This window comes from Pseudomonas sp. IT-93MI4 (assembly GCF_949767635.1).
GTDB classification, from domain to species: domain Bacteria; phylum Pseudomonadota; class Gammaproteobacteria; order Pseudomonadales; family Pseudomonadaceae; genus Aquipseudomonas; species Aquipseudomonas putida_A.
In genome coordinates this window covers 189,491-216,144 of record NZ_CATKPP010000058.1, presented here as the reverse complement: position 1 = coordinate 216,144, position 26,654 = coordinate 189,491, and the positions used below count along the sequence as shown (strand labels likewise).

General features: G+C 62.1%; 25 protein-coding genes. 15 read left to right on the top strand and 10 right to left on the bottom strand.

The window, feature by feature from the left end; translation table 11 throughout:
• Positions 1-18: 18 nt before the first annotated feature.
• The 5 genes from ACM6I7_RS27060 to ACM6I7_RS27040 all read right to left on the bottom strand — a co-directional run bounded on the left by ACM6I7_RS27060 (position 19) and on the right by ACM6I7_RS27040 (position 6,208).
• Positions 19-480, bottom strand: a complete 462-nt coding sequence (locus ACM6I7_RS27060) for a GNAT family N-acetyltransferase (protein WP_003228592.1) — start codon at positions 478-480, stop codon at positions 19-21.
• Between the two features lie 114 nt (positions 481-594).
• The gene (eutC, locus tag ACM6I7_RS27055; RefSeq protein ID WP_285373987.1) at positions 595-1,419 is read right to left on the bottom strand and encodes an ethanolamine ammonia-lyase subunit EutC; all 825 of its coding nucleotides are present in this window, start codon (positions 1,417-1,419) and stop codon (positions 595-597) included.
• 5 nt (positions 1,420-1,424) lie between these two features.
• The gene (locus tag ACM6I7_RS27050) at positions 1,425-2,819 is read right to left on the bottom strand and encodes an ethanolamine ammonia-lyase subunit EutB (protein ID WP_414889590.1); all 1,395 of its coding nucleotides are present in this window, start codon (positions 2,817-2,819) and stop codon (positions 1,425-1,427) included.
• A 191-nt stretch (positions 2,820-3,010) separates the two neighbouring features.
• Positions 3,011-4,381 carry an ethanolamine permease gene (gene eat / locus ACM6I7_RS27045; RefSeq protein WP_414889589.1) on the bottom strand — a complete coding sequence of 457 codons (1,371 nt, stop codon included), beginning with the start codon at positions 4,379-4,381 and terminating at the stop codon, positions 3,011-3,013.
• 306 nt (positions 4,382-4,687) lie between these two features.
• Positions 4,688-6,208, bottom strand: coding sequence for an aldehyde dehydrogenase family protein (locus ACM6I7_RS27040; protein WP_025108675.1), 1,521 nt, complete (start codon positions 6,206-6,208; stop codon positions 4,688-4,690).
• Between the two features lie 462 nt (positions 6,209-6,670).
• On the opposite strand from ACM6I7_RS27040, the gene ACM6I7_RS27035 reads away from it, so the two are divergent.
• The 4 genes from ACM6I7_RS27035 (at position 6,671) to ACM6I7_RS27020 (ending at position 11,005) form a co-directional block, all read left to right on the top strand.
• Positions 6,671-8,578: a sigma-54-dependent Fis family transcriptional regulator gene (locus tag ACM6I7_RS27035; protein WP_414889588.1), complete on the top strand. Its 1,908-nt coding sequence runs from the start codon at positions 6,671-6,673 to the stop codon at positions 8,576-8,578.
• A 156-nt stretch (positions 8,579-8,734) separates the two neighbouring features.
• Positions 8,735-10,084 carry a UDP-N-acetylmuramate:L-alanyl-gamma-D-glutamyl-meso-diaminopimelate ligase gene (mpl, locus tag ACM6I7_RS27030; protein ID WP_202370600.1) on the top strand — a complete coding sequence of 450 codons (1,350 nt, stop codon included), beginning with the start codon at positions 8,735-8,737 and terminating at the stop codon, positions 10,082-10,084.
• Positions 10,081-10,728: a flavin prenyltransferase UbiX gene (gene ubiX / locus ACM6I7_RS27025; protein ID WP_007968137.1), complete on the top strand. Its 648-nt coding sequence runs from the start codon at positions 10,081-10,083 to the stop codon at positions 10,726-10,728. The genes mpl and ubiX overlap by 4 nt, the downstream gene beginning before the upstream one ends.
• Entirely contained in the window at positions 10,721-11,005 is a 285-nt protein-coding gene (locus ACM6I7_RS27020; protein ID WP_096796309.1) for a YceK/YidQ family lipoprotein, read from the top strand. Before ubiX ends, ACM6I7_RS27020 begins: the two co-directional genes overlap by 8 nt.
• 117 nt (positions 11,006-11,122) lie before the next feature.
• Here the strand turns inward: ACM6I7_RS27020 and ACM6I7_RS27015 are convergent, their stop codons facing one another.
• The 3 genes from ACM6I7_RS27015 to ACM6I7_RS27005 all read right to left on the bottom strand — a co-directional run bounded on the left by ACM6I7_RS27015 (position 11,123) and on the right by ACM6I7_RS27005 (position 14,085).
• On the bottom strand, positions 11,123-11,764 hold the full coding sequence (locus ACM6I7_RS27015) for an oxidoreductase (protein ID WP_007968134.1): 642 nt from the start codon (positions 11,762-11,764) through the stop codon (positions 11,123-11,125).
• A 27-nt stretch (positions 11,765-11,791) separates the two neighbouring features.
• Entirely contained in the window at positions 11,792-13,519 is a 1,728-nt protein-coding gene (locus tag ACM6I7_RS27010) for a C13 family peptidase (RefSeq protein ID WP_414889587.1), read from the bottom strand.
• A gap of 110 nt (positions 13,520-13,629) precedes the next feature.
• On the bottom strand, positions 13,630-14,085 hold the full coding sequence (locus ACM6I7_RS27005; protein ID WP_003228575.1) for a MaoC family dehydratase: 456 nt from the start codon (positions 14,083-14,085) through the stop codon (positions 13,630-13,632).
• Between the two features lie 180 nt (positions 14,086-14,265).
• Here ACM6I7_RS27005 and ACM6I7_RS27000 point away from each other — a divergent pair, with 180 nt between their 5' ends.
• Genes ACM6I7_RS27000 through ACM6I7_RS26990 form a run of 3 tightly spaced genes read left to right on the top strand, consistent with a single transcriptional unit; the run spans position 14,266 to position 15,945 of the window.
• On the top strand, positions 14,266-14,628 hold the full coding sequence (locus ACM6I7_RS27000; RefSeq protein ID WP_095139173.1) for a CidA/LrgA family protein: 363 nt from the start codon (positions 14,266-14,268) through the stop codon (positions 14,626-14,628).
• Positions 14,628-15,344, top strand: coding sequence for an LrgB family protein (locus ACM6I7_RS26995; protein WP_096796307.1), 717 nt, complete (start codon positions 14,628-14,630; stop codon positions 15,342-15,344). The genes ACM6I7_RS27000 and ACM6I7_RS26995 overlap by 1 nt, the downstream gene beginning before the upstream one ends.
• Before the next feature lie 10 nt (positions 15,345-15,354).
• Positions 15,355-15,945, top strand: coding sequence for an LON peptidase substrate-binding domain-containing protein (locus ACM6I7_RS26990; protein WP_007960613.1), 591 nt, complete (start codon positions 15,355-15,357; stop codon positions 15,943-15,945).
• Positions 15,946-16,065: 120 nt separating this feature from the next.
• On the opposite strand, the gene ACM6I7_RS26985 is transcribed toward ACM6I7_RS26990, so the two are convergent.
• The gene (locus ACM6I7_RS26985) at positions 16,066-17,382 is read right to left on the bottom strand and encodes a bifunctional DedA family/phosphatase PAP2 family protein (RefSeq protein WP_253149611.1); all 1,317 of its coding nucleotides are present in this window, start codon (positions 17,380-17,382) and stop codon (positions 16,066-16,068) included.
• Between the two features lie 190 nt (positions 17,383-17,572).
• On the bottom strand, positions 17,573-18,271 hold the full coding sequence (locus ACM6I7_RS26980) for a DNA-3-methyladenine glycosylase (protein WP_414889586.1): 699 nt from the start codon (positions 18,269-18,271) through the stop codon (positions 17,573-17,575).
• A 177-nt stretch (positions 18,272-18,448) separates the two neighbouring features.
• Between ACM6I7_RS26980 and ACM6I7_RS26975 the strand changes: the two genes are divergently transcribed.
• From ACM6I7_RS26975 to ACM6I7_RS26940, 8 genes are all read left to right on the top strand, one after another.
• Entirely contained in the window at positions 18,449-19,720 is a 1,272-nt protein-coding gene (locus ACM6I7_RS26975) for a glutamate-5-semialdehyde dehydrogenase (RefSeq protein ID WP_414889585.1), read from the top strand.
• Positions 19,689-20,411, top strand: a complete 723-nt coding sequence (gene nadD, locus ACM6I7_RS26970) for a nicotinate-nucleotide adenylyltransferase (RefSeq protein ID WP_049827899.1) — start codon at positions 19,689-19,691, stop codon at positions 20,409-20,411. Before ACM6I7_RS26975 ends, nadD begins: the two co-directional genes overlap by 32 nt.
• A gap of 72 nt (positions 20,412-20,483) precedes the next feature.
• On the top strand, positions 20,484-20,978 hold the full coding sequence (gene rsfS / locus ACM6I7_RS26965; protein ID WP_007960601.1) for a ribosome silencing factor: 495 nt from the start codon (positions 20,484-20,486) through the stop codon (positions 20,976-20,978).
• A gap of 9 nt (positions 20,979-20,987) precedes the next feature.
• Positions 20,988-21,455: a 23S rRNA (pseudouridine(1915)-N(3))-methyltransferase RlmH gene (gene rlmH, locus ACM6I7_RS26960; protein ID WP_003185785.1), complete on the top strand. Its 468-nt coding sequence runs from the start codon at positions 20,988-20,990 to the stop codon at positions 21,453-21,455.
• A 10-nt stretch (positions 21,456-21,465) separates the two neighbouring features.
• The gene (mrdA, locus tag ACM6I7_RS26955) at positions 21,466-23,361 is read left to right on the top strand and encodes a penicillin-binding protein 2 (RefSeq protein ID WP_096796302.1); all 1,896 of its coding nucleotides are present in this window, start codon (positions 21,466-21,468) and stop codon (positions 23,359-23,361) included.
• Between the two features lie 31 nt (positions 23,362-23,392).
• Positions 23,393-24,496, top strand: coding sequence for a rod shape-determining protein RodA (gene rodA / locus ACM6I7_RS26950; RefSeq protein ID WP_047296919.1), 1,104 nt, complete (start codon positions 23,393-23,395; stop codon positions 24,494-24,496).
• 17 nt (positions 24,497-24,513) lie between these two features.
• On the top strand, positions 24,514-25,524 hold the full coding sequence (mltB, locus tag ACM6I7_RS26945) for a lytic murein transglycosylase B (RefSeq protein WP_007960589.1): 1,011 nt from the start codon (positions 24,514-24,516) through the stop codon (positions 25,522-25,524).
• Positions 25,524-26,534, top strand: a complete 1,011-nt coding sequence (locus ACM6I7_RS26940; RefSeq protein ID WP_247268891.1) for a septal ring lytic transglycosylase RlpA family protein — start codon at positions 25,524-25,526, stop codon at positions 26,532-26,534. Before mltB ends, ACM6I7_RS26940 begins: the two co-directional genes overlap by 1 nt.
• Positions 26,535-26,654: the final 120 nt, after the last annotated feature.

Genomic DNA, 26,654 nt, shown 5'->3' with positions numbered 1-26,654 from the left:
GGCTGCGATCTTTTGATTTCAGAGCTCGTCGCTGATCGGCAGCACGTAGTTCTTGAACTCGGTGTCTTCCTTGAAACCAATGGATTCGTAGGTTTTCTGCGCCACTTCGTTATTGCTGCTGGTGGAAACGCGCATGCGCACGGCCTGGGTTTCCTTGGCCATTTTCTTCGCGGTGCGAATCAGGTTGTCGGCCACCAGTTGGCGGCGGGCGTCTTCGGCGACATAGATGTCGTTGAGGATCCACACGCGCTTGAGCGACAGCGAGGAAAAGCTTGGATACAGCTGGCAGAAACCCATGAGCTTCTTGTCGTCATCATCGGCCAGGGCCAGATAAATCACCGACTCCTTGCGGCGCAGGCGTTTTTCGAGAAACGCGCGGGAGGAATCCGGGTAGGGCAGGGAACCGTAGAACTCGCGATATTTGACGAACAACGGGGTCAGCAAATCCAGGTGTTCGAGGGTCGCTTGAATAATCCGCATGATAGGTCTCGTCTTCAAGTGGCTGTCTTCAACTGCTCTGACGGCGATGGGAAACCCTGCGGCCGTGCGTCGATCCTGCCTGAAAGCAGCGCAGAAACGCAATGCGGAAACGGTTCAGGTTGTGGGCGGATCAAGCAGGAAATTTCCCTTCATGTCCGCACCGGCGTCCGACTCCAACGTCTGCACCTGTGCTTCGTCCTTCAGATTGACCCCCGACAGCTGCCGCCGGCAGGCTTCGCGCATCAGATACAGCAAGCGATGTGCCGCCATGCCGTAGCTCAAGCCCTCAAGCCGCACGTTGGAGATGCAATTGCGGTAGGCATCGGTCAGCCCGACTTTTGGATTGTAGGTGAAATATAAACCGAGGCTGTCGGGCGAGCTGAGGCCCGGACGCTCTCCGATCAGCATGACGACCATTTTTGCACCCAGCAACTGACCGATCTCGTCACCGATGGCGACGCGGCCCTGTTCCACCAGCACTACCGGGGCAAGCGACCAGCCGTCGGCGCTCATCTGCTCCTCCAGGCGGGTCAGAAACGGCAGGGTATGCCGATGCACCGCCAGTGCCGACAGACCGTCCGCCACCACAATCGCCAGATCGACCCCGCCGGGGTTGGCCTGCGCGTAATCCCGCAGGCTCTGCGCCGAGGTGTCGCTGAGTTTGCGCCCCAGATCCGGGCGTTGCAGGTAGCTGTTGCGATCAGTCGCGGCGCTGTGCAGCAACAAGGTCTCGCGCCCGCGTTCACTCAGTTGCGCGCTGAGCCCGGCGTGGTCGAACGGCAGATGCACCGCATCCCGTGCCTGAGCGTGGGCGAACTGGAAATCCAGCTGGGCGCTGGTCGGCAGGCTGGTGCCGGTGCGGCCGAGGGCGATGCGTGCCGGAGTCAGGCGGCGCAGCTCCAACCATGGGTTTTGCGGGTCGACAGGCGGTTTTTCCATCACACTCATCCCAGTTGCGCCAGCGCCTGGCGGAAGGCCGGCGGCAGGTTGTTGCCAAAGCGAACCTTGCCGTCCGCCTGGGTGAAGATGCCCATGTTCGCCAGCCATTGCTCGAACTCCGGCGCCGGTTTCAGGCCCAGGGTCTGGCGCGCGTAGAGCGCGTCGTGGAACGAGGTGGTCTGGTAGTTGAGCATGATGTCGTCGGAGCCGGGGATGCCCATGATGAAGTTGATCCCGGCCACACCGAGCAGGGTCAGCAGGGTGTCCATGTCGTCCTGATCGGCTTCGGCGTGATTGGTGTAGCAGATGTCGCAACCCATCGGCACGCCGAGCAACTTGCCGCAGAAATGATCTTCGAGGCCGGCGCGGATGATCTGCTTGCCGTTATAGAGATATTCCGGGCCGATGAAGCCGACCACGGTGTTCACCAGAAACGGCTTGAAGTGCCGCGCCACGGCATAGGCCCGGGTTTCGCAGGTCTGCTGGTCGACACCGTGGTGGGCGTTGGCCGACAGCGCGCTGCCCTGACCGGTCTCGAAATACATCAGGTTCTGCCCCAGAGTGCCGCGCTTCAGGCTCAGCCCCGCGTCATAGCCTTCCTGCAATACGTTGAGGTTGATGCCGAAACTGGCGTTGGCCGCTTCGGTGCCGGCGATCGACTGGAACACCAGATCCAGCGGCACCCCCCGGTTGATCGCCTCGATCGAGGTGGTGACGTGGGTCAGCACGCAAGCCTGGGTCGGGATGTCGTAGCGCTGGATGATCGCGTCGAGCATCTCCAGCATCGCGCAGATCGAGGCGATGCTGTCGGTGGCCGGGTTGATCCCGATCATTGCGTCGCCATTGCCGTACAGCAGACCGTCGAGAATGCTCGCGGCGATGCCGGAGGGCTCGTCGGTCGGATGGTTCGGTTGCAGCCGGGTCGACAAGCGCCCGCGCAGGCCGAGGGTGCCGCGAAATTTTGTGACCACGCGGATCTTCTGCGCCACCAGCACCAGATCCTGCACGCGCATGATTTTCGACACGGCGGCGACCATTTCCGGGGTCAGGCCGGGGCCGAGAGCGCGCAGGCTGGTTTCGTCCGCCGCGTCGCTGAGCAGCCAGTCGCGGAAACCACCGACGGTGAGGTGGCTGACCACGGCGAAGGCTTGTTTGTCGTAGGTGTCGATGATCAGTCGGGTGACTTCATCGGCTTCGTAGGGAATCAGCGCTTCTTGCAGGAAGTGCGTGAGCGGGATGTCGGCCAGCGCCATTTGTGCAGCCACGCGTTCGCCGTCATTGAGCGCGGCAACGCCGGCCAGAAAGTCACCGGAGCGCGCCGGGCTGGCCTTGGCCATGACGTCCTTGAGGCTGTCGAAGCGGTAGGTCTGGGCGCCGACGGAATGGGCAAATGCGGCCATGGGGCGGTGTCCTCCTGATTCTGTGGGTAACTCGGTCTCCCTGTGGGAGCGGGCTTGCTCGCGAAGGCGTCGTGTCAGACGACATCGATGTTGGATGACACGACGCCTTCGCGAGCAAGCCCGCTCCCACATTGGATCTTCATGCACTTCTATATAGCGGGCACCGGGCGACAGGCCCGGTGCCGGTGCAACTAGATACCTTCGAGCATAGCGTCTGCCGGCGCTTCTGAGCGTTGCTTGGCGGTCAGCTGGAAATACAGGTAGCCGGCGGCCATAAAGCCCAGGAACACACAACCGATCAGCGTGTTGAACCACGCCATCGCGATCAGGCACACCACCGCCAGAAACAGCGCAATTGCTGGCACCACCGGATAGCCCGGGGCGCGGAAGGTGCGTTCCAGGTTCGGTTCGGTTTTGCGCAGTTTGAACAGGCTGAGCATGCTGATGATGTACATCACGATCGCGCCGAACACCGACATGGTGATCATCGCAGCAGTCAGGGTCATGCCTTGCAGATTGACCAGTCCATCGCTGTAAATCGCCGCGATACCAATCACACCACCAGCCAGAATCGCCCGATGCGGGGTCTGGAAGCGCGACAGTTTGGCCAGGCTTTTCGGCAGATAACCGGCGCGGGCGAGGGCGAAGAATTGTCGCGAGTAGCCGAGGATGATCCCGTGGAAACTCGCCACCAGGCCGAACAGGCCGATCCACACCAGCATGTGCATCCACGATGAGTTGTTGCCGACCACCGCTTTCATCGCCTGCGGCAGCGGGTCGTTGATGTTCGACAGCTGACGCCAGTCGCCGACGCCGCCGGCCATCACCATCACGCCGATGGCAAGGAACACCAGGGTCAGGATGCCGCTGACGTAGGCCTTGGGAATCGTGCGTTTCGGATCCTTCGCTTCTTCGGCGGCCATAGCCGCGCCTTCGATGGCGAGGAAGAACCAGATCGCGAACGGGATCGCGGCAAAGATTCCGGGGATCGAGCCCAGGGTGAACTCGTTGGCACCCGACCAGCCGTTGAGCACGAAGTTACTGAAGCTAAAGCCCGGCGCGACCACGCCCATGAACACCAGCAACTCGGCGACCGCCAGCACGGTGACCACCAGCTCAAAAGTCGCGGCAATGCTGACGCCTAGGATGTTCAGGGTCATGAACACGAAATACGCGCCGACCGCTGCCACCTTCGGATCAAGCTCCGGGTACTGCACGTTGAGGTAGGCGCCGATGGCCATGGCGATCGCCGGTGGGGCAAAAACGAATTCGATCAGCGTGGCGATGCCGGCAATCAACCCGCCTTTTTCGCCAAACGCCCGGCGGCTGTAGGCAAACGGTCCGCCTGCGTGGGGAATCGCGGTGGTCAGTTCGGTGAAGCTGAAGATGAAGCAGGTGTACATGGTCGCGACCATTAGCGCCGTGACCAGAAATCCGAGGGTGCCCGCGGTGCCCCAGCCGTAACTCCAGCCGAAGTATTCGCCGGAAATCACCAGGCCGACGGCAATACCCCAGAGGTGCAGGGTGCCGAGTGTGGGTTTGAGCTGTGTGGTGGAAGTCATAAGTCCTCTCTGTTTTTTATTGTTCGATCTGTTGGACTTTCGGGTGCAGTGGTTGAGGTGGATGGATGCTGTTCACGCAGCGGCAGTTTTTGTGCAAAACCTGAATGACGGGTACGCAAGGGCCGTGCCAGAGCGGCCAGGCCTTGTGTTGTGTCATTGAGGACGCCATCGCGAGCAGGCTCGCTCCCACAGTGGATTTGTGCCGAGCCTGTGTATGTGGTGCGACACGACTCCCCTGTGGGAGCGAGCCTGCTCGCGAAAGCGGTCGAAAGGGCGACACAGAAATATCTGTATCGCCCCCGGGTTTTAGAAGAAGCCCAACGGATTGATGTCGTAGCTCACCAGCAGGTTTTTCGTCTGCTGATAGTGATCGAGCATCATCTTGTGGGTTTCACGGCCGACGCCGGACTTCTTGTACCCGCCAAACGCGGCGTGCGCCGGGTACAGGTGGTAGCAGTTGGTCCACACACGACCGGCTTTGATCGCGCGGCCCATGCGGTAGGCGCGGTTGATGTCGCGGGTCCACAGGCCGGCGCCGAGGCCGAACTCGGTGTCGTTGGCGATCGCCAGGGCTTCGGCTTCGTCCTTGAAGGTGGTGATGCTCACCACCGGGCCGAAGATTTCTTCCTGGAACACGCGCATTTTGTTGGTGCCCTTGAGCAGGGTCGGCTGGATGTAATAACCGGTTGCCAGATTGCCCTCGAGTTTTTCCACCTTGCCGCCGGTCAGCAGCTCGGCGCCTTCGCCCTTGGCGATTTCCAGGTACGAAAGGATCTTGTCGAATTGCTGCTCGGACGCCTGCGCGCCAACCATGGTGTCGGTGTCCAGCGGGTCGCCGCGTTTGATCTGCAGGACTTTCTTCATCACCACTTGCATGAATTCGTCGTAGATCGATTCCTGTACCAGTGCGCGGGACGGGCAGGTGCAGACTTCGCCCTGGTTGAAAAACGCCAGCACCAGGCCTTCGGCAGCTTTTTCGATGAAGGTCGGTTCGGCCTGCATGATGTCTTCGAAGAAGATGTTCGGCGACTTGCCGCCCAGTTCCACGGTGGACGGAATGATGTTCTCGGCGGCGCATTTCATGATATGCGAGCCGACCGGGGTCGAGCCGGTGAAGGCGATCTTGGCGATGCGTTTGCTGGTGGCCAGGGCTTCGCCGGCTTCTTTGCCGAAACCTTGCACCACGTTGAGCACGCCCGGTGGCAGCAGATCACCGATCAGCTCCATCAGCACGCAGATGCCCAGCGGGGTTTGCTCGGCAGGCTTGAGTACCACGCAGTTGCCGGCGGCCAGTGCCGGGGCGAGTTTCCACGCGGCCATCAGCAGCGGGAAGTTCCACGGGATGATCTGCCCGACCACACCCAGCGGTTCATGGATGTGATAGGCCACGGTGTTGCCGTCGATTTCGGCAGCGCTGCCTTCCTGCGCGCGCAGGCAGCCGGCGAAGTAGCGGAAATGGTCGGCGGCCAGCGGGATGTCGGCGTTGAGGGTCTCGCGGATGGCTTTGCCGTTGTCCCAGGTTTCGGTGATCGCCAGCAGTTCGAGGTTCTGTTCGATGCGGTCGGCGATTTTCAGCAGGATCAGCGAGCGCGCCTGCACAGAGGTCGCGCCCCACGCATCGGCAGCGGCGTGGGCGGCGTCCAGTGCCTTGTCGATGTCTTCGGCAGTGGAGCGAGGGAATTCGGCAATTGGCTGGCCATTCACTGGCGAGGTGTTGGTGAAGTACTGACCTTTGACAGGTGCGACGAACTCGCCGCCGATGTAGTTACCGTACTTGCTCTTGAACGAGACTTTGGCGCCTTCAGTACCGGGGTGAGCGTAACGCATGATGTTGTTCTCCTTGGCTTTGTACTTATTAGAGAAACGCGCAAGTGCGCTTGCTATAAGCGTAGAGCAAAGGTCGGGCCACTGCCGTGCAGGGCAGGCAAATCAAGGCTTTGCGCGGTTTGTGTCGGACGGGCGGACGCAGCCTGTGATGGTTTCGGTACAGAGGGGGTGACAGTTTGTACCGCTTTTGGCACAGCCAGTGACCGGCTGGTCTTGCCAGCATTGCAATGCGTCGATGGCTGGAGGATGCTGACTGCCAATTGCCCAGATGCACCTTTGTGGTGAGGGGATTTATCCCCGATGGGTTGCGAAGCAGCCCCAATAAAAATTGTGGCGACTCAGATTCACCGCGTATGCCGGATTTACGACTGCTGCGCAGCCGATCGGGGATAAATCCCCTCACCACAAGGTATGTGCCAGCCAATAAAGAGGCGGCACTGATCTCGGGGAGAATAATAAGAAATGCACGACAACCATTTGAGTCGCCATGCCCAGCAGGTTCTCACCGTCAGTCAGGGCAAGCCGCACCTGCACGGGCCCGGTGCCGATCCGTCGATTGCCCGCTCGTGGCTGCGCTGTCTTGAGGACTATCACCTCGATCCGGCCCTGACCATGGCGCCCACCGTGCTCGAACACGGGCGCGTGCTTGAAAGCCGCGAACGCCTGCAACAGGTGTTGCAGATCGCCGGTAATGAAATGAGCAGCCTGCATCAACAACTCTCCGGCGCCGGTCATGCGGTGCTGCTGACCGACGCGCGCGGGGTGATCCTCAACTGCGTCACCGCGCCGGCCGAGCGCAAGATTTTCGAACGCGCCGGTCTCTGGCTCGGCGCCGACTGGAGCGAAGCCTGCGAAGGCACCAACGGCATCGGTACCTGTCTGGTCGAGCGCCAGGCACTGACCATCCATCAGGACGAACACTTTCGCGGCCGCCACACCGGCCTGACCTGCTCGGCGAGCCCGGTGTTCGACCCGCACGGCGAACTGCTGGCGGTGCTCGACGTGTCCTCGGCGCGCCACGATGTCTCGCGGCAGAGCCAGTTCCACACCATGGCGCTGGTCAACCTGTCGGCGAAGATGATCGAGAGCTGCTATTTCCTGCGCTGCTTTGATAACCAGTGGCTGCTGCGTTTTCACTTGCAGGCCGAGTCCGTCGGCTTGTTCAGCGAAGGGCTGCTGGCGTTTGACGGGGAAGGGCGGATCAGTGCGGTCAACCAGAGTGCGCTGAACCTGCTCGGGCATATTCGCGGTGGTTTGCTCGGCAAACCGGTGGAAGCGTTTTTCGATTGTTCGCTGGATGAGCTGCTCGGTCGGGCCAGCGCCAATGCCAGCGCCAGTTGGCCGCTGCGCACCCGCGACGGACGGCATCTGTTTGCCTTGTTGCGCGGCGAATCGCGCAAGCCGGCGCCGATCCTGCCGGCCCCGGTCGTGGCCAAGCCTCAAGCGCTGGTGGGCATTTGCCTCGGTGACGCGGCGCTGCAAGCGGATTTCCGCAAGGCGTTGCGGGTATTCGAACGCGACGTGCCGCTGCTGATCAATGGCGAAACCGGCTCCGGCAAGGAAGCCTTTGCCAAGGCTGTGCATCACGCCAGCCAGCGCGCCAGCAAAGCCTTCGTCGCCCTCAATTGTGCGGCGATCCCGGAAAGCCTGATCGAGAGCGAGCTGTTCGGTTATCGCGGCGGCAGTTTCACCGGCGCGCGCAAGGACGGCATGCGCGGCAAGCTGCATCAGGCCGATGGCGGCACGCTGTTTCTCGATGAGATCGGTGACATGCCGCTGGCGCTGCAAACCCGGTTGTTGCGGGTGCTGGAAGACCGGCAGGTGGTGCCGATTGGCGGCGAGCCGGAGGCGGTCAACGTGCGGATCATCAGCGCCACTCACCGTAATCTGCTGGAACGGGTCGAAGGCGGCAGCTTCCGTGAAGATCTGTATTACCGGCTCAATGGCCTCGAAGTTGCGCTACCGGCGTTGCGCGAACGCAGTGATAAATCGCAGTTGCTGGATTTCCTGCTGGCCGAGGAGGCCGGCGGCGAAACAATCTTGATCGACGAACCGGCGCGTCAGGCGTTACTGACCTTCAACTGGCCGGGCAACGTGCGGCAGTTGCGCAATGTCTTGCGCACATTGGCGGCATTGTGTGATGAAGGGCGAATCGGGCTGGAGGATTTGCCGGCGATGATTCGGCAGGGGCGGCCAACGCTGGAACTGAAGTCGGTTGAGTCCGAGCATCCGCTGGAAGACGCTGAACGTCTGGCGTTGCTCGATGTGCTGGAGCAAACGCGCTGGCACATGACCCAGACCGCGCAGCAGCTCGGGGTCAGCCGTAATACCCTCTATAGAAAGCTGCGCAAACACGCGATCTCCCGTTAAACCGCGCCGCACCGTTCGCGAGCAGGTCGCTCCCACAGGATCAGCGCCTATCTTGTGGGAGCGAGCCTGCTCGCGAAGGCGTCGGCAAAGGCGAAACACAAGGTGCGATTTCCCCCTCCCTGCGCTAACCTGCGGCCATGTTTTACGAGGTCGACTATGCACATTCATATTCTGGGTATCTGCGGGACTTTCATGGGCTCGATGGCGGTTCTGGCCAAAGAGCTGGGCCATCACGTGACCGGCTCCGACGCCAACGTCTATCCGCCGATGAGCACGCAGCTTGAGGCCCAGGGCATTCAGTTGACCCAGGGCTACGACCCGGCCCAGCTCGATCCGGCACCGGATCTGGTGGTGATCGGCAACGCCATGTCCCGCGGCAACCCAGCGGTGGAATATGTGCTGAACAAAGGCCTGCCGTACGTATCCGGCCCGCAATGGCTGGCCGATCACGTGCTGCAAGGGCGCTGGGTGCTGGCGGTTGCCGGCACGCACGGCAAGACCACCACCAGCAGCATGCTCGCCTGGGTGCTGGAACATGCCGGGATGAGCCCGGGGTTCCTGATCGGCGGCGTGCCGCAGAATTTCTCGGTGTCCGCACGTCTGGGCGGCACGCCGTTCTTCGTGATCGAGGCCGACGAGTACGACAGCGCGTTTTTCGACAAGCGTTCGAAGTTCGTCCACTACCGCCCGCGTACCGCGATCCTCAACAACCTTGAGTTCGATCACGCCGACATCTTCCCCGATTTGCCGGCGATCGAGCGGCAGTTCCACCACTTGGTGCGGACCATTCCGAGCGAAGGTCTGGTGATCCACCCGACCACCGAACCGGCCTTGCAGCGCGTGATTGAAATGGGCTGCTGGACCCCGGTGCAGACCACCGGCGTCGGCGGTCAGTGGCAGGTCAAGTTGCTCAAAGACGATGGCTCGGCGTTCGAAGTAATGTTCGAAGGCGTGTCCCAGGGCACTGTCGAATGGGAGCTGACCGGTCAGCACAACGTTGCCAACGCCCTGGCTGCGCTGGCAGCGGCGCGGCATGTCGGTGTGGTGCCAGCGATGGGCATCGCCGGGTTGAGCGCATTCAAGAACGTCAAACGCCGGATGGAGAAAGTCGCGGAAGTACGCGGCATCACCATCTACGACGACTTCGCCCACCACCCGACTGCGATCGCCACCACCCTCGATGGCTTGCGCAAGCGCATCGGCGATGCACCGCTGATCGCAATCATCGAGCCGCGCTCCAACTCGATGAAGCTCGGCGCGCACCGTGACGGTCTGCCGGACAGCGTAGTCGATGCCGATCAGGTGATCTGGTACGCCCCGGCCAACCTCGGTTGGGATCTGGGCGCCACTGCCGCACTGTGCAGCGTGCCGTCGATTGTCAGCGATTCGCTGGAAGGCATCATCGAACGCGTGAAGAGCCAGGCCCAGCCCGGCACCCACGTGGTGATCATGAGCAACGGCGGCTTCGGCGGCCTGCACGGCAAACTCGCCGAGGCGCTGAAATGAACACTTTTGCCCAGAGCGGCGGCCCGGAACGCATCACGCTGGCGATGACCGGCGCGTCCGGCGCGCAGTACGGATTGCGCCTGCTCGATTGCCTGGTACGGGAAGATCGCGAAGTGCACTTCCTGATCTCCAAGGCCGCGCAACTGGTGATGGCCACCGAGACCGATGTCACGCTGCCGCCCAAGCCGCAGATGATGCAGGCGTTCCTCACCGAGTACACCGGGGCGGCCGCCGGGCAGATCCGCGTGTACGGCAAGGAAGACTGGATGTCGCCGGTAGCTTCGGGCTCCGGCGCACCGGCGGCGATGGTCGTGGTGCCGTGTTCCACGGGTACCTTGTCGGCGATTGCCACGGGCGCGTGCAACAACCTGATCGAGCGCGCGGCGGACGTCACCTTGAAGGAGCGGCGCCAGTTGATTCTGGTGCCACGCGAGGCACCGTATTCGAGTATTCATCTGGAGCACATGCTCAAGTTGTCGAACATGGGCGTGACCATCCTGCCGGCCTCGCCGGGTTTCTATCACCAGCCGCAGACCATCGACGACCTGATCGATTTCGTCGTGGCGCGGATTCTCAATCTGCTGGGCATTCCACAGGACATGCTGCCGCGTTGGGGCGAGCATCATCTGAGCAGCGATGAATAAGCTGTTGATGATTGCGCTGGCGCTGCAACTGGCCGGCTGCGCCACAGCGCGTACGCTGGATGCGGCCAAGCCGGGCGCGCCGGTGGTGTATTCCGGGACACGCCTGGATTTGTACGCGATGAATGGCGGGTGCTGTGCGATGGACCGCTTCGGGGCTGAGGCGCCGAGTTATCCGGGAGTGGACCTGCCGGCGAGTGCGTTGCTTGATACGCTGCTGTTGCCGTTGTCTTTGCTGACCGTGATTGGCGTGGGGTTTCAGGCGACTGGTGGGTTGTAGGGGAGTGTGGCGAGGGGATTTATCCCCGATGGGGTGCGCAGCGCCCCCAAAATCTGAAAAACGACGACTGCTGCGCAGCCGATCGGGGATAAATCCCCTCGCCACAAAGTACGGTGTTTACTTGCCGAGCTTTCGCAGCTCATCCGACTCGACGATCCGCACCCCATCCTGTTCTTCCAGCGCCAGGCGCCACATCGCCCGGGCCAGTTGGCAGGCTTCGATGCCGCGGTACTTGCCGGGAATCAGTTTGGAAAACGGCGCCGCCAGCTGTTCGCCCAGGCGCGGTTCGGTACGATCACCCAGCAACAGCGATGGCCGGCAGATGGTCAGTTGCGGCCAGTCCTGCGCGCGCAACGCCTGCTCCATCTCGCCTTTGACCCGGTTGTAGAAAATCGACGATTTCGGATCGGCGCCCAGCGCGCTGATCACGATCAGGTGCCGCGCGCCCATCTCCCGCGCACGTTTGGCGAAGGCCACCACCATGTCCAGATCCACCGCGCGGAACGCGGCTTCGGAACCCGCCTGTTTGATGGTGGTGCCGAGGCAGCAATAGGCGATATCGACGCGACCACTGAGTTGCGGCAGAAACGCTTGTGGGTCGCCCACCGGGTTTTCCAGGTGCGGATGCTCCGCCAATGGACGACGGGACGGGGCGAGCACGCGGGTGATCGTCGGCTCGTTGAGCAAACGGTCGAGCAGATGTTCACCGGTCAGTCCGGTGGCTCCGGCAAGCAATACGTGCTGAGGCGTCAAGTACATAGTGTTTCTCCCTTGATACTGTTCAGCTTAGTTGCTGTTTGTTGCTCCGTCGTTCAATGCAGCACTCTGCAACGCTTTTCTTGCCTGCTGTTTACGCAGCAGTTGCCAGTGCGCCAGCACGGTTTTCGGTGCCCAGATCTGTGGTTCCGAGGCTTCGAAGTTATCCGCCAGTTCGCGCTCGGCGACGGTGGCCTTGGCCAGTTTGAAGGCCTGCTCCAGATCGTCGGTCTGGTTCAGGGCCTGAGCGAACAGGGCGTCGCCGAAGTAGGTGAAGTTGGCTTCTTCCGAGCAACCGAACGACACGCGGTCGGCGCGCGAGGCGGTCATGATCAGTGTGCGCTCATCTTTCAGCGCGGGGATGAAACCGCCGGAATAGCACGATGAGATCACGATCACCTTGTCGCGATTTTTCAGTGGAGCAAGCACGGCGGCGAGTTCGTCGGCGGGCAGGTCGGCCAGCTCCATGCGCGGCTGGTCGAGCACCAGCTCGTGTTCGGCGGTGCCGTGGCTGGTCAGGTAGATGAACACCAGGTCTTCCGGGCCGCTGCGTTCAGCGAGGGTCTGCGCGGCGCGGCGCAGGTTTTCGCGGGTGGCCATCGGCCGGTCGGCGAGATGCTCGCGGTGGTTGACCAGACGAATCTGGCCAAAAGCGCCGAAACGCGTCGTGAGCATGTTGGCGACGTAGTCGGACTCGCGCAGGAACACGCTTTGCTTGCCGTCGCCACCGAGGGTCAGGGTGTACAGCTCGACTGCCGGCGTCGAGGCGGGCACGGCGGCCAGCGCGTTATCGAGTAGGCGGCCCTGGGCCAGCAGGCCGAGTTCGAGGGTGTCGGGCAACAGCTTGCCGTCGGCGTCACGTACGCGCTGGCCGTTGATCCACGTGCCGCTGAGCACGGTGCCGTCAGTCAGCACCAGAGTGCCGCGCCCGGCGTAGCTGTCGCCGTCGAACCCGCCGATGTAGAAGCTGCCGTCAGACAGGTTCAAACGGCCCTGGCCGCTGAAGCGCCAGTCGTTGAAGTAGCCGATGTAGTGGCTGCCGTCGGCGCCGATCAATTCGCCCTTGCCGGTCAGCGCGCCTTCCTTGAACTGGCCGAGCCACACGTCGCCGTCGGCGTTCTCGTAGCGGCCCTTGCCGTGCAGCTGGCTGTTCTTGAAGCCGCCGACATAGATGTCGCCATCGGCACTGTTGAATGTGCCGTTACCTTCGAGCTGGCCGTTGACGAAATGGCCGCTGAAGGTATTGCCGCTGGCGTCGCCGCGCTGGCCTTCGCCGTTGGGTTTGCCGTGGGCGAACTGGCCCTGATAGGAGCTGCCGTCGTCCATTTCCAGACGACCCAGCCCTGAATACTGGTCAGCCTTGAACTCGCCACGGTAGGTCATGGCGTTTTCTTTAAGGGTGCCTTCGCCATCGCGTCGGCCCTGCTTGAAACCGCCGGTGTAACTGCTGGCGTTGGTGGTCAGGCTGCCCTGGCCATCGAACAGGCCCTGCTGGAACTGGCCACGATAGACCTCGCCGTTGCTGCCGTGCCATTCGCCCTGGCCATGCCATTGGCCCTTGTCGAACTGCCCGGCATACCAGCTGCCATTGGGGTAGTCGACCCGGCCCTGGCCTTGCAGCAAGCCGTTGACCAGTTCACCGCGATAGCGTCCGCCGTCCGGCAGCCGTGCATCCGGGGGCAACAGCGATTCGCCGTCGCCGCACGCGGTGAGCATCAGGGTCAGGGCAAGGGGTGCAAGAGAAGCGAGTGGGCGCATAGCGGGATCCGGGCAATTAGGCGACCGAGTATGCCGCAGCTATGTGACCTTATACAGCCGGGAAAACAGCGCTGATGCGAAACAGCGTGCGCTGTTTCGCATCCCGTGACTTAAACGAAGCAGAGCGACAGCGGTTCGGCGATATAGGCCGGTTTGTCCGAGCCTTCTATCTCAAGCGTCGCGGTGGCCTTGAGCAGCCATTGACCGGGTTTTTTCTCGGTCACTTCGGCCAGATCGACTTTCAGGCGCACTTTTGAATTGACCTTCACCGGCTGGATGAAACGCACGCTGTCCAGGCCGTAATTGACCACCATCTTCAGGCCTTGCGGCAGCACGAGGATGTCTTCCATCAGTTTCGGGATCAGCGACAACGACAGGAAACCGTGGGCAATGGTGCTGCCAAAAGGCGTTTGCGCGGCTTTGACCGGATCGACATGGATGAACTGATAATCCCCGGTGGCTTCGGCGAACAGGTTGATGCGCTCCTGATCGATGGTGAGCCATTCGGAACGTCCGAGTTCCTTGCCGACATAATCTTTGAGCTCTGCAACGGGAACATAGGGCATTGAGACTCTCCTTGGGTTCATCGGTTTTATAGTTTTTCAGGTGGGGGATTTGACCGCCCTGCGAACCACTGTAGATCAACATGGCGATTTGCTCCGGTCAACCGACCATGCTTTTGGCGAATGCCGATCCATAGCGCTGCCGTGCTTATAATGCCGAGGACTTGCGGGGGGAGATGTCTGATGTTGTTACGTGGCCTGACCATGCTGGTGCTGTTCCAATTGCTCGGCACGGCACTCAACCATTTGCTGTTGCCGGTGCTGCCGGGGCCGATCATCGGTCTGCTGCTGTTGCTGGTGTTCCTGATCATTCGCGGTGAAGTCGGCGAGCCGCTGAACCTCGCGGCCGGCAGTCTGTTGCGTTATCTGCCGCTGCTGCTGGTGCCGCCGGCGGTGGGCGTGATGGTTTATGCGAGCGACATTGCCGCTGACTTCTGGGCCATTGTCGGCGCGCTGGTGTTGTCGTTGATCCTGTCGATGGCCTTCGCCGGGGTGCTGATGCAACGCCTGGTCAAGCGCCATGCGCCGCACTCGGAGGAGTCGTGATGCTCTTCGATTGGCAAGGCGCCTGGGCTTCGGTGATCCATCATCCGCTGTTCGGCATCGGCATCACCCTCGGTGCCTATCAACTGGTACTGGCGGCGTTCGAGAAAACCCGCTGGATCTTTCTGCAACCGGTGCTGGTCTCGATGCTGGTGGTGATCGGCGTGCTGGTCGGCTGCGGCCTGACCTACGCCGAGTACCGCAAGAGCACCGAAATCCTCAGCATTCTGCTGGGCCCGGCGACGGTGGCGCTGGCGGTGCCGCTGTATCTCAACCTAAAGCGCATCCGCCAATTGTTCTGGCCGATTTTTACTACGCTGGTGATAGGCGGCGTGGTCGCCACGGGCATGGGCGTGTTGCTCGGCTGGTGGTTCGGCGCCGAGCACATGATTCTGATGACCATGGCGCCGAAGTCGGTGACCTCGCCGATTGCCATGCTGGTGGCCGAGCAGATCGGTGGCGTGGCGGCGCTGGCGGCGGTGTTCGTGCTGATCACTGGGGTGATCGGCGCGATCTTCGGCCCGGCGCTGCTGACCCGGCTCGGCGTGCGCAGCCCCGAGGCGCGCGGCATGGCGCTGGGCATGACCGCGCACGCGGTCGGCACTTCGGTGGCGCTGCAGGAAAGCGATGAGTGCGGCGCCTTCGCGGCGCTGGCGATGAGTCTGATGGGCGTGGCCACGGCGGTGTTCCTGCCGTTGGCGGTGTCGATGGTGGTGTAAGGAAATGTCTATGAGTCTGCCGCTTTTTCCGCTCAACACAGTGCTGTTCCCCGGCTGCAACCTCGACTTGCAGATCTTCGAGGCGCGCTACCTGGACATGATCGGCCGCTGCATGAAACAGGGCGGCGGTTTCGGCGTGGTGTGCATCCTCGATGGCCACGAAGTCGGCGTTGCGCCAGAGGGCTTTGCCCTGGTCGGCTGCGAGGCGCGGATCACCGATTTCCAGCAACAGGACAACGGTCTGCTGGGGATCCGGGTGCAGGGCGGGCGGCGTTTTCAGGTGTTGCGCACAGAGGTGCAGCGCGATCAGTTGATCCTCGCCGACGTCGAGTGGCTGGACGATGAGCCGGAGCAACCGTTGCAGGACGAAGACGCCGATCTGGTGGCGCTGCTCAAGGCCTTGGCCGAGCACCCGATGGTCGAGGCGTTGAACATGGGCACCGAAGCGCTGGGGCAGCAGTCGCTGGCCAATCAGCTGGCGTATCTGCTGCCGTTCGCCGAAGAAGACAAGATCGACCTGCTGCAACTCGACGATCCGCAGCAGCGACTGGATGCGATCCAGGCGCTGCTTGATGAGTTGCAGGGCGAGCTGTTCGCCTGATCGAAAAGGATCGCAGCCTGCGGCAGCTCCTACAGGGTTTTGGTTTCACATTCGCGCGATGGTGTGGGTGTGAAACGAAATCTCATGTAGGAGCTGCCGCAGGCTGCGATCTTTTGATTCTCAATAAGCGTATCGCAACATCGTTTGCGGCAGATGCCTGAAGACGAACAGGCTGAACAGTAACAGCAGCGCCGGCAGAATCAGCCACCAGACCTTGAACGGCATGGCATTGAGCGGCGTCTGGCGCTGGCTCAGCCACAGACCCGCCGCACACACGCATGCCGCCAGCATTGCGCCGGCCAGAATATCCGTCGGCCAATGCGCACCCAGGTACACCCGTGACAGAGCAATCGACAGCGCTGGAATACAGCCGAGCAGCAGCCAGGTCAGGCGCATGCGTGGCGGTTGGCCGCGACCGGCGAGAACCGCCAGCACCAGAAACAGCGCGAAAGCCCCCGACGCATGGCCGCTGGGCATGCTGTAACTGGTCAGCGGATCGGTCAGCACCTCCGGGCGGACCCGGGCGAAAAACTGTTTGGTGACGGTATTGAGCAGTGCGGTGCACAGCAGCACGCCACCGGCAAAGATTGCCTGGCGCCATTGCCGGCACAGCAGCAACAGGCCGGTAAGCAGGGCGCTGAACATCAGCATGTTGCGAAATTCACCGATCAGGGTGAACGTCACCGCGATCTCGTCCAGCATCGGTTGGCGATGTTCCTGCACCAGAGTCATCACGCCTTGGTCGAGGGCGTGCAGATACGGATAGCCAATAAACAGGCCGATCAGAATCAACAGGCTCATGCTGCTGATCCAGATCGTCGCCCGGCGATGCTGGCGCAAGCTGCTGTTGACGCTCATGCCGACCATCACCGCAATACTGGCGGCAACGATGCCGGCCTGCAGCCAGAAACCTTCCGGCAGCGGCAAGCGGATCGCCGCGCCGGTGGCCCAACCCGGCAGCAGGTAGGCGACGCTCCAGCCGGCGGCGGCCAGCAGGCTGACGGCGGCGAAACGCGGGAAGGGCATGTCGCACATCCCGGCAACCATCGGCAACATCGGCCGCAACGGGCCGATGAAGCGCCCGACCAGCAGACTGGCGATGCCGTAACGCTGGAAGTAGGTTTCGGCCCCGGCCATCCATTCCGGATGGTGGCGCAGTCCCGGCAGGCGGCGGATGTTCTGATGGAAATGGCGGCCGAGGAAGTACGAGATCACATCGCCGAGTATCCCGCCGAGAAAGCCCAGCAGCAGGGTTTCACTCAACGACAGTGCGCCGCTGCCGGCGAGTACGGCCACGGCAAACAGCAACACCGTGCCGGGCACGATCAGCCCGGCAATTGCCAGGCACTCCACGCAAGCGACGATAAATACCGCAGCGGCCAGCCACTGCGGATTGGCGGCGAGCCACCCGGTCACGCTATCGAGCCATGGGCCCATACACACAACTCCATCAAATCTTCAATAAGTCCCGAAGGCTGCACAAAATTTCAGCAATCACTCAGTACCCCTGTGGGAGCGGGCTTGCTCGCGAATGCGGTGTGTCATCCACGAGCTCGTATCTGACACGCCCTCTTCGCGAGCAAGCCCGCTCCCACAAGGGCGCATAGGGTTCAAAACCTGTGTCACTTCAGGACAGCAAAAAATAATCGCGACCTTCGACCTGGCCCCGGCGCAGCGGGTTCCGCGTGCACCACTGGGCATACGCGGCGTCGACGAAACGGTACATCAGGTGTTCGTCGCGGCCATGGGGGATGCCCAGGCGAGTGGTCTGAATGATCTGCGTCGGCGCCGGCCCGGTGTCTTCCACCAGCATCAGCTCATGATCGAAACGCTTGGCGTCCCACATCGGCACCTTCAGCCCCAGCGCCTTGCACAGCAGCGTCTGCCCGGCGCAAAGCTTTTGCGAAGGGCGCGGTCGACCTTGAGCATCGGGATTGTTCAGCAGCATCTGCGCCAGACTCGCCGGCCCGCTGATTTCATCGACCCACGGGTAGGCGGACTTGATCAGCACCGCATTGCCGGGGCCCTGAGCGCTGAAGTTCAGCGAATCGCCACCGCGGGCGTAATACATATAGATGTGTCCGCCATCCAGAAACAAAGCCTTACGCTTTTCCGTGTAGCCGAGCGATGCATGACTGCCTTTCTCCTCGCAGTAATAGGCTTCGGTTTCGATGATCCGGGCGCTGAGCCACAGATCGCCGACCCGGTGGCGGATGACTTTGCCAAGCAGATCGCGGGCCAGCACTTGCGCGTCACGGTCGAAAAAAGCGTCCGGAAGGCCCAGAGGCAGGCGCTCGTCGGTGGCGCGAACGGTCAGGTTGGACATGGCAAACGGTGGTTATCCAGGCGAAGGAGGTCGTGATGATAACAATCCGCGGCTTAATTACGGCTGAACGTCGGCAAATTGCAGTCCATTTCGACCATCCGCCTGTCACCGCTGTTAGTCCCGGGACGCGACAGCTATAATCTGCCGCTTTCCTCTTTGCCAAGACCCCAGCAGACCATGACTGAGTCCGTTCTTGACTACATGACCCGATTGGGTCGCGCCGCCCGCGAAGCTTCCCGGGTCATCGGCCGTGCCAGCACCGCGCAGAAGAACCGCGCCCTGCAGGCTGCTGCCAATGCGCTGGACGCTGCTCGCGCCGAGCTGGCCGCAGCCAATGAACAGGATCTGGCGGCTGGTCGCGCCAACGGTCTGGAGCCGGCCTTGCTGGAGCGTCTGGAACTGACCCCGGCGCGCATCGACGGCATGATCGTCGGCCTGCGTCAGGTGGCGGCACTGCCCGATCCGGTCGGTGCGATCCGTGACATGAGCTTCCGCCCGTCCGGGATTCAGGTCGGCAAGATGCGCGTACCGCTGGGTGTGATCGGGATCATCTACGAATCCCGGCCCAACGTGACCATCGATGCCGCCAGCCTGTGCCTGAAGTCCGGTAACGCGACCATCCTGCGCGGTGGCTCCGAGGCGATTCATTCCAACCGGGCGATTGCCGCGTGCATTCAGCGCGGTCTGGCCGAGGCCGAATTGCCGGCAGCCGTGGTGCAAGTGGTCGAAACCACCGACCGTGCCGCCGTCGGCGCGATGATCAGCATGCCCGAGTATGTCGACGTGATCGTGCCGCGCGGTGGCCGTGGCCTGATCGAACGTATCAGCCGTGATGCCCGGGTGCCGGTGATCAAGCACCTGGACGGTATCTGCCACGTATTTGTCAGCGAGCACGCCGATCTGGCCAAAGCCCAGCGCATCGCCTTCAATGCCAAGACTTACCGTTATGGCATCTGTGGCGCGATGGAGACCTTGCTGGTTGATCAAAGTGTTGCGAAGGATTTCCTGCCGTCGATGGCTGCCCAGTTCCGCGAGAAAGGCGTCGAGCTGCGTGGCTGCGAACGCACCCGCGCGATCATCGACGTGATAGCGGCCAGCGAAGACGACTGGAGCACCGAGTATCTGGCGCCGATCCTGTCGATCCGTGTGGTCGACGGACTGGATCAGGCCATCGAACACATCAACCATTACGGCTCGCATCACACCGACTCGATCGTCAGTGAAAACCTCGCCGACACCCGGCGTTTCGTCGCGGAAGTCGACTCGGCGTCGGTGATGATCAACACCCCGACCTGCTTCGCCGATGGATTCGAATACGGATTGGGTGCCGAGATCGGCATTTCTACTGATAAGCTGCACGCCCGCGGCCCGGTCGGCCTCGAAGGACTGACCTGCGAGAAGTACATCGTGGTCGGTGATGGCCAGTTGCGCGGCCAGGCGACGGTCTGACTTGACCGACCTCGACTTGACAGCGCCGCTGCCTGACGGCGAACTCCGACCCCGGCGCATCGGCGTACTGGGCGGCACGTTCGACCCGGTGCACATCGGCCATTTGCGTGGTGCGCTGGAAGTCGCCGAAGCGCTGCTGCTCGACGAGCTGCGCATGATGCCCAGCGCCCGGCCGCCGCACCGCGATACGCCGCAGGTGTCGGCGCAGGATCGGTTGGCAATGGTTGAGTGCGCGGTGGCCGGAGTGCCGCCGCTGGTGGTGGACGCCCGCGAATTGCAGCGGGACAAGCCGTCTTACACCATTGATACCCTGGAGTTGATGCGTGCCGAAATGGCCGCCGAGACCCAGGTTTTTCTGCTTTTGGGCTGGGACGCATTTTGCGGCCTGCCCACTTGGCACCGCTGGGAAGAGTTGCTCCAGCATTGCCACATCCTGGTGCTACAGCGCCCGGACGCCGACAGCGAACCGCCGGATGCCTTGCGCAACCTGCTGGCAGCGCGTTCGGTGAGCGACCCGCTGGCCCTGAAAGGGCCGAGCGGACAGATTGCATTCGTCTGGCAGACACCGCTCGCGGTTTCCGCCACCCAGATCCGTCAACTGCTGGCCAGCGGTAAGTCGGTACGTTTCCTGGTGCCCGACGCGGTCCTGGCCTACATCGATGCGCACGGTCTGTACCGTGCGTCGAACTGAACAAGGCGTGCTTCACTGATACGAATCCACGTATCGCCAAGCCGCCGAATATACGAGCAAAACGAGTTTTATATGACTGACAAAGACGTAAGCAAAGTTAAGCGCAAAGGCACGTTCAAGAGCGCACCGCTGCCGGAAGTCGCCAACACCAACGAGCCGCTCAAGGGCGACGAGCTGGTCAAGGTTGCCGTGGCAGCTCTGGAAGACGTCAAGGCACAAGACATCCAGATCATCGATGTGCGCGACAAGCAGAGCATCACCGACTACATGATCATCGCCACCGGTACGTCCAATCGCCAGATCAACGCGATGCTGGACAAGGTCCGTGAAGAAGTCAAAAAGCAGGGCGCCAAGCCGCTGGGCGAAGAAGGCAAGGGCGACAGCGACTGGGTGCTGCTCGACCTGGACCTGGTGATCGTGCACATGATGACTGCCTCGGCACGTCAGTTCTATGACCTGGAGCGCCTGTGGGCCGGTGCCGAGCAAAGCCGTGCGGCAGACGCCAAGCACCACAGCCCGGAAAACACCCACGAGCATTTCACCAAGCTCAACAAAGACCAGCTGTAAGGGATTGCTGTGCGACTGCGACTGATCGCCGTCGGTTCACGCATGCCCAAGTGGGTGGAAGAAGGCTGGCATGAATATGCCAAGCGTCTTCCGTCCGAGCTGGCGCTGGAACTGGTGGAAATTCCGCTCAATACCCGTGGCAAGAACGCCGACGTGGCCCGTTTCATCCGCCAGGAAGGCGAAGCCATGCTGGCCAAGGTCGGGCCGAACGAGCGGATCGTCACGCTGGAAGTCCACGGCAAGCCCTGGAGCACCGAGCAACTGGCGGTCGAACTCGACCGTTGGCGGCTGGATTCGCGCACGGTCAATTTCATGGTCGGTGGCCCCGAAGGGCTGGCGCCGGAAGTCTGTGCCCGCGCCGATCAGCGCTGGTCGTTGTCGCCGCTGACCTTGCCGCACCCGCTGGTGCGGATCCTGATCGGCGAACAGCTGTACCGTGCCTGGACCGTGCTGTCCGGTCACCCTTACCACAAGTAGTCCTGCCCTCATGTCTCAGCCGATCCGCATCAAGGACCACGAAAAGGACGCCCGCCTGGTGCGCAGCCGCGTCGTGTTCGGGGCCATTGCGGTCATGCTGTTGATCTGCGTGCTGATTGCGCGGCTGTACTACTTGCAGGTGATCCAGTACGAGTACCACTCGACACTCTCGGAAAACAACCGCGTCCACGTGCAGCCGATTCCACCGACCCGCGGCTTGATCTTCGACCGCAACGGCGTGGTGGTGGCGGACAACCGCCCGAGCTTCAGCCTGAGCATGACCCGCGAGCGTTCCGGCGACTGGCAGCAAGTGCTCGACGTGATCGTCGAAGTGCTGCAACTGACGCCCGAGGACCGGGTGATCTTTGAGAAACGCATGCGTCAGGGGCGTCGGCCATTCGAGCCGGTGCCGATCCTGTTTGAGTTGACCGAAGAGCAGATCGCCCGGATCGCGGTGAACCAGTTCCGCCTGCCTGGGGTGGAAGTGGTCGCGCAACTGGTGCGCCACTACCCGCAGGGCGCGCATTTTGCGCACTCGGTGGGTTACATGGGGCGCATCAACGAGAAAGAGCTGAAGACCCTCGACCCGGTCAACTACAGCGGCACCCACCACATCGGCAAGACCGGCATCGAGCGTTTCTACGAGCCGGAGCTGCACGGGCAGGTGGGGTACGAGGAAGTCGAAACCAACGCTCGGGGCCGCGTATTGCGCGTGCTCAAGCGTACCGATCCGATTCCCGGCAAGGACATCGTCCTGAGCCTGGACATCAAGCTGCAGGAAGCGGCCGAAGCCGCGCTGGGCGGGCGTCGCGGCGCGGTGGTGGCGCTCGATCCGAAGACTGGCGAAGTGCTGGCGATGGTCAGCCAGCCGAGTTTCGACCCGAACCTGTTCGTCACCGGCATCAGCTTCAAGGCCTATGCCGAACTGCGCGACTCCATCGACCGGCCGCTGTTCAACCGCGTGCTGCGCGGCCTGTACCCGCCGGGTTCGACGATCAAGCCGGCGGTGGCGATTGCCGGTCTAGATTCTGGCGTAGTGACGGCGTCGAGCCGGGTGTTCGACCCCGGTTACTACATGCTGCCCAACTACGATCACAAGTACCGCAACTGGAACCGCACCGGTGACGGCTTCGTCGATCTCGACACGGCGATCATGCGTTCCAACGACACCTACTTCTATGACCTGGCGCACAAGCTGGGCATCGATCGGTTGTCGGCCTACATGAATAAGTTCGGCATCGGCCAGAAGGTCTCGCTGGACATGTTCGAAGAATCCCCCGGCCTGATGCCATCCCGCGAGTGGAAACGCGCGACGCGCAAGCAGGCGTGGTTCCCGGGCGAAACCCTGATTCTGGGGATTGGCCAGGGTTATATGCAGTCCACACCGTTGCAACTGGCGCAGGCCACGGCGCTGGTCGCCAACAAAGGCATCTGGAACCGGCCGCACCTGGCCAAGACCATTGAGGGCGCCAAACCGGTAGACGAGAACCCGATGCCGGACATCGTCCTGCGCGATCCGTCGGACTGGACCAAGGTCAACCACGGCATGCAGCAGGTGATGCACGGCGCCCGGGGTACTGCGCGCAAGGCAGCAATCGGTGCGCAATACCGCATCGCCGGCAAGTCCGGTACCGCTCAGGTCGTCGCGATCAAACAAGGTGAAAAATACGACCGTTCCAAGGTTCAGGAACGCCACCGCGACCACGCCTTGTTCGTTGGATTCGCTCCGGCCGACAACCCGAAAATAGTGGTTTCGGTGATGGTCGAGAACGGTGAGTCCGGCTCCGGGGTCGCCGCGCCAGTGGTGCGTCAGGTGATGGACGCCTGGCTTCTGGACCAGGAGGGTCGATTGAAGGCCGAATACGCCGGTCCTATCAGTGCGGAGGCTACGGCCCGTGATGAATAATTTTGATCGCATGCTCTCCAGCGAGGATGTGATGCGTCGCCGGGCGACGCTGCTGCAACGTCTGCATATCGATGGCCCGCTGTTGATCCTGCTGCTGATCCTCGCCGCAGGCAGTCTGTTCGTGCTGTATTCGGCCAGTGGCAAGAGCTGGGATCTGCTGGGCAAACAAGCCACGTCGTTCGGCATCGGCCTGGTGTCGATGATTGTCATCGCCCAGTTCGAACCACGGTTCATGGCGCGTTGGGTGCCGCTCGGTTACGTGGTCGGCGTGGTGCTGCTGATGGTGGTGGACATCATGGGCCACAACGCCATGGGCGCAACTCGCTGGATCAACATCCCCGGGGTGATCCGCTTCCAGCCCTCGGAGTTCATGAAGATTCTGATGCCGGCGACGATTGCCTGGTATCTGTCCAAACGCACGCTGCCACCGCAACTCAAGCACGTCGGCATCAGCCTGATGCTGATCGGTGTGCCGTTCATTCTGATCGTGCGCCAGCCCGACCTCGGCACGTCGCTGCTGATTCTGGCCGGCGGCGCGTTCGTGCTGTTCATGGGCGGACTGCGCTGGCGCTGGATCCTCAGCGTGCTGGCCGCCGCCGTACCGGTGGCGATCGCCATGTGGTTCTTCATTATGCACGACTACCAGAAGCAGCGGATCCTCACGTTCCTCGACCCGGAAAGCGATCCGCTCGGCACCGGCTGGAACATCATCCAGTCGAAAGCCGCGATCGGTTCCGGGGGCGTGTTCGGCAAGGGCTGGCTGCTGGGCACCCAGTCGCACCTGGACTTTTTGCCGGAAAGCCACACCGACTTCATCATCGCCGTACTGGGCGAGGAGTTCGGTCTGGTGGGCATCTGCGCGCTGCTGCTGATCTATCTGTTGCTGATCGGTCGCGGCCTGGTGATTACCGCCCAGGCGCAGACGCTGTTCGGCAAATTGCTCGCCGGCGCGCTGACCATGACGTTTTTTGTTTATGTTTTCGTCAACATCGGTATGGTCAGTGGCCTGTTGCCGGTGGTGGGGGTGCCGTTGCCCTTCATTAGCTACGGAGGAACTTCGCTGGTGACACTGCTGTCAGCGTTTGGGGTTTTGATGTCGATTCATACGCATCGCAAGTGGATCGCACAGGTTTGAATAAGGTGAAGAGTTCAATGCAAGTCATGCGCAGCTGGGCGACTCGTTACGCGCCGTGGGTCGGCCTGGTCGGCATCCTTGGCAGCGCGCAGGAAGCGCTGGCCGGCGATTACGAAGGCTCACCGCAGGTGGCCGAATTCGTCGGTGAAATGACCCGCGACTACGGTTTTGCCGGCGAGCAACTGATGGCGGTGTTCCGCGAGGCGCAGCGCAAGCAGGCGATTCTCGACGCCATCTCCAAACCCGCCGAGCGGGTCAAGCAGTGGAAAGAATATCGCCCGATGTTCATCACCGACGCGCGCATCGCCCGTGGTGTGGACTTCTGGCGCCAGCACGAGGCCGTGCTGGCCCGTGCCGAGCAGGAATACGGCGTACCGGCACAAGTCATCGTGTCGATCATCGGCGTCGAGACCTTTTTCGGACGTAATACCGGCAATTACCGGGTGATTGATGCGTTGTCCACGCTCGGTTTCGACTATCCTCCCCGTGCCGAATTTTTCCGCAAGGAATTGCGTGAGTTCCTGCTGCTGGCCCGTGAAGAACAGGTCGATCCATTGACCCTCAAAGGCTCGTACGCCGGGGCGATGGGCTTGCCGCAATTCATGCCGAGCAGCTTTCGCGCCTATGCGGTGGATTTCGACGGTGACGGTCACATCAATATCTGGACCAATCCGGACGATGCGATCGGCAGCGTGGCCAGTTACTTCAAACGGCATGGCTGGGTCGCCGGGGAACCGGTGGTCAGTCGCGCCGATGTGCGCGGCGAGCAGGTCGATGAAGGCCTGACCACCGGCATCGAGCCGACGAAAACGGTCGGAGAGTTGCGGGCGCTGGGCTGGTCAAGTCATGATGCGCTGCGCGATGATATGCCGGTTACTGCATTTCGCCTCGAAGGCGACAACGGCCCTGAATACTGGATGGGCCTGAAGAATTTCTACGCGATCACGCGTTATAACCGCAGCGTGATGTACGCCATGGCCGTACATCAACTGTCTGAAGAGCTGGTAAAAGCACGGGGCGTCAAGTAATGCGGGCATTGCCTATCAATAAACCCCTGAAGCTGGTGGCTTTCGCTGCGTTGGCGGTGCTGGTCGCCAGCTGTTCGACCAGCCGCACGCCAACCCAGAAGACCTCGTCCACCGCCGTACGTGCGCAGCCGGGGCTGGACATCAACCGCGCGCACAAAGACGGCGCGCCGTGGTGGGATGTCGATGTTTCGCGGATCCCGGACGCCACGCCGACCCTGCACACCGGCCCGTACAAGGCCAACCCGTACACCGTGCTGGGCAAGACCTATTTCCCGTTGCAGGAATCCAAGACCTACGTCGCCTCGGGCACGGCGTCCTGGTACGGCACCAAGTTCCACGGGCAAAACACCGCCAACGGCGAAGTGTATGACCTGTACGGCATGAGTGCCGCTCACAAGACTCTGCCACTGCCAAGTTACGTTCGGGTGACCAACCTGGACAACAACAAGAGCGTGATCCTGCGGGTCAACGATCGCGGGCCGTTCTATTCGGACCGGATCATCGACTTGTCCTACGCGGCCGCGAAGAAGCTCGGTTATGCCGAAATCGGCACCGCGCGGGTCAAGGTCGAGGGCATCGATCCGCAGCAATGGTGGGCCGCCAAGGGCCGTCCGGCGCCGCTGATGCTCAACGAGCCGCAAGTCGCGCAGAATAGCGCCCCGGTGATCACGGCGTCGGCCGGTACCATCGAGCAGTGGACCCCGCCGCCGCAGCAACATGCCTCTGACACTGTCCCTGTACAGATCAGCGCAAAAAAAAACGCTTCTGCACCAGCGTCTGGCCAGTATCTGCAGGTGGGCGCGTTCGCCAACCCGGACGCTGCAGAACTCCTGAGGTCGAAGCTCAGCGGGATGGTGAGCGCTCCGGTGTTCATCAGCTCGATCGTGCGCAATCAGCAGACCCTGCACCGGGTACGCCTGGGGCCGATCGGTTCGCCGGGTGAGATCGCCCAGGTGCAGAACAGTGTGCGCCTGGCCAATCTCGGCTCGCCGAGCGTGGTCACCGAGTAAGAAACGTAGCACTTGATTGACGGTTCACTTGCGGTTTTGGGGGGTGGACCAGGTTGTTGGCTCGTCGAAGAACAAAAGCCCGGCAAGGGTGACTGGAGTGAGCAACTGAACACGCGATGG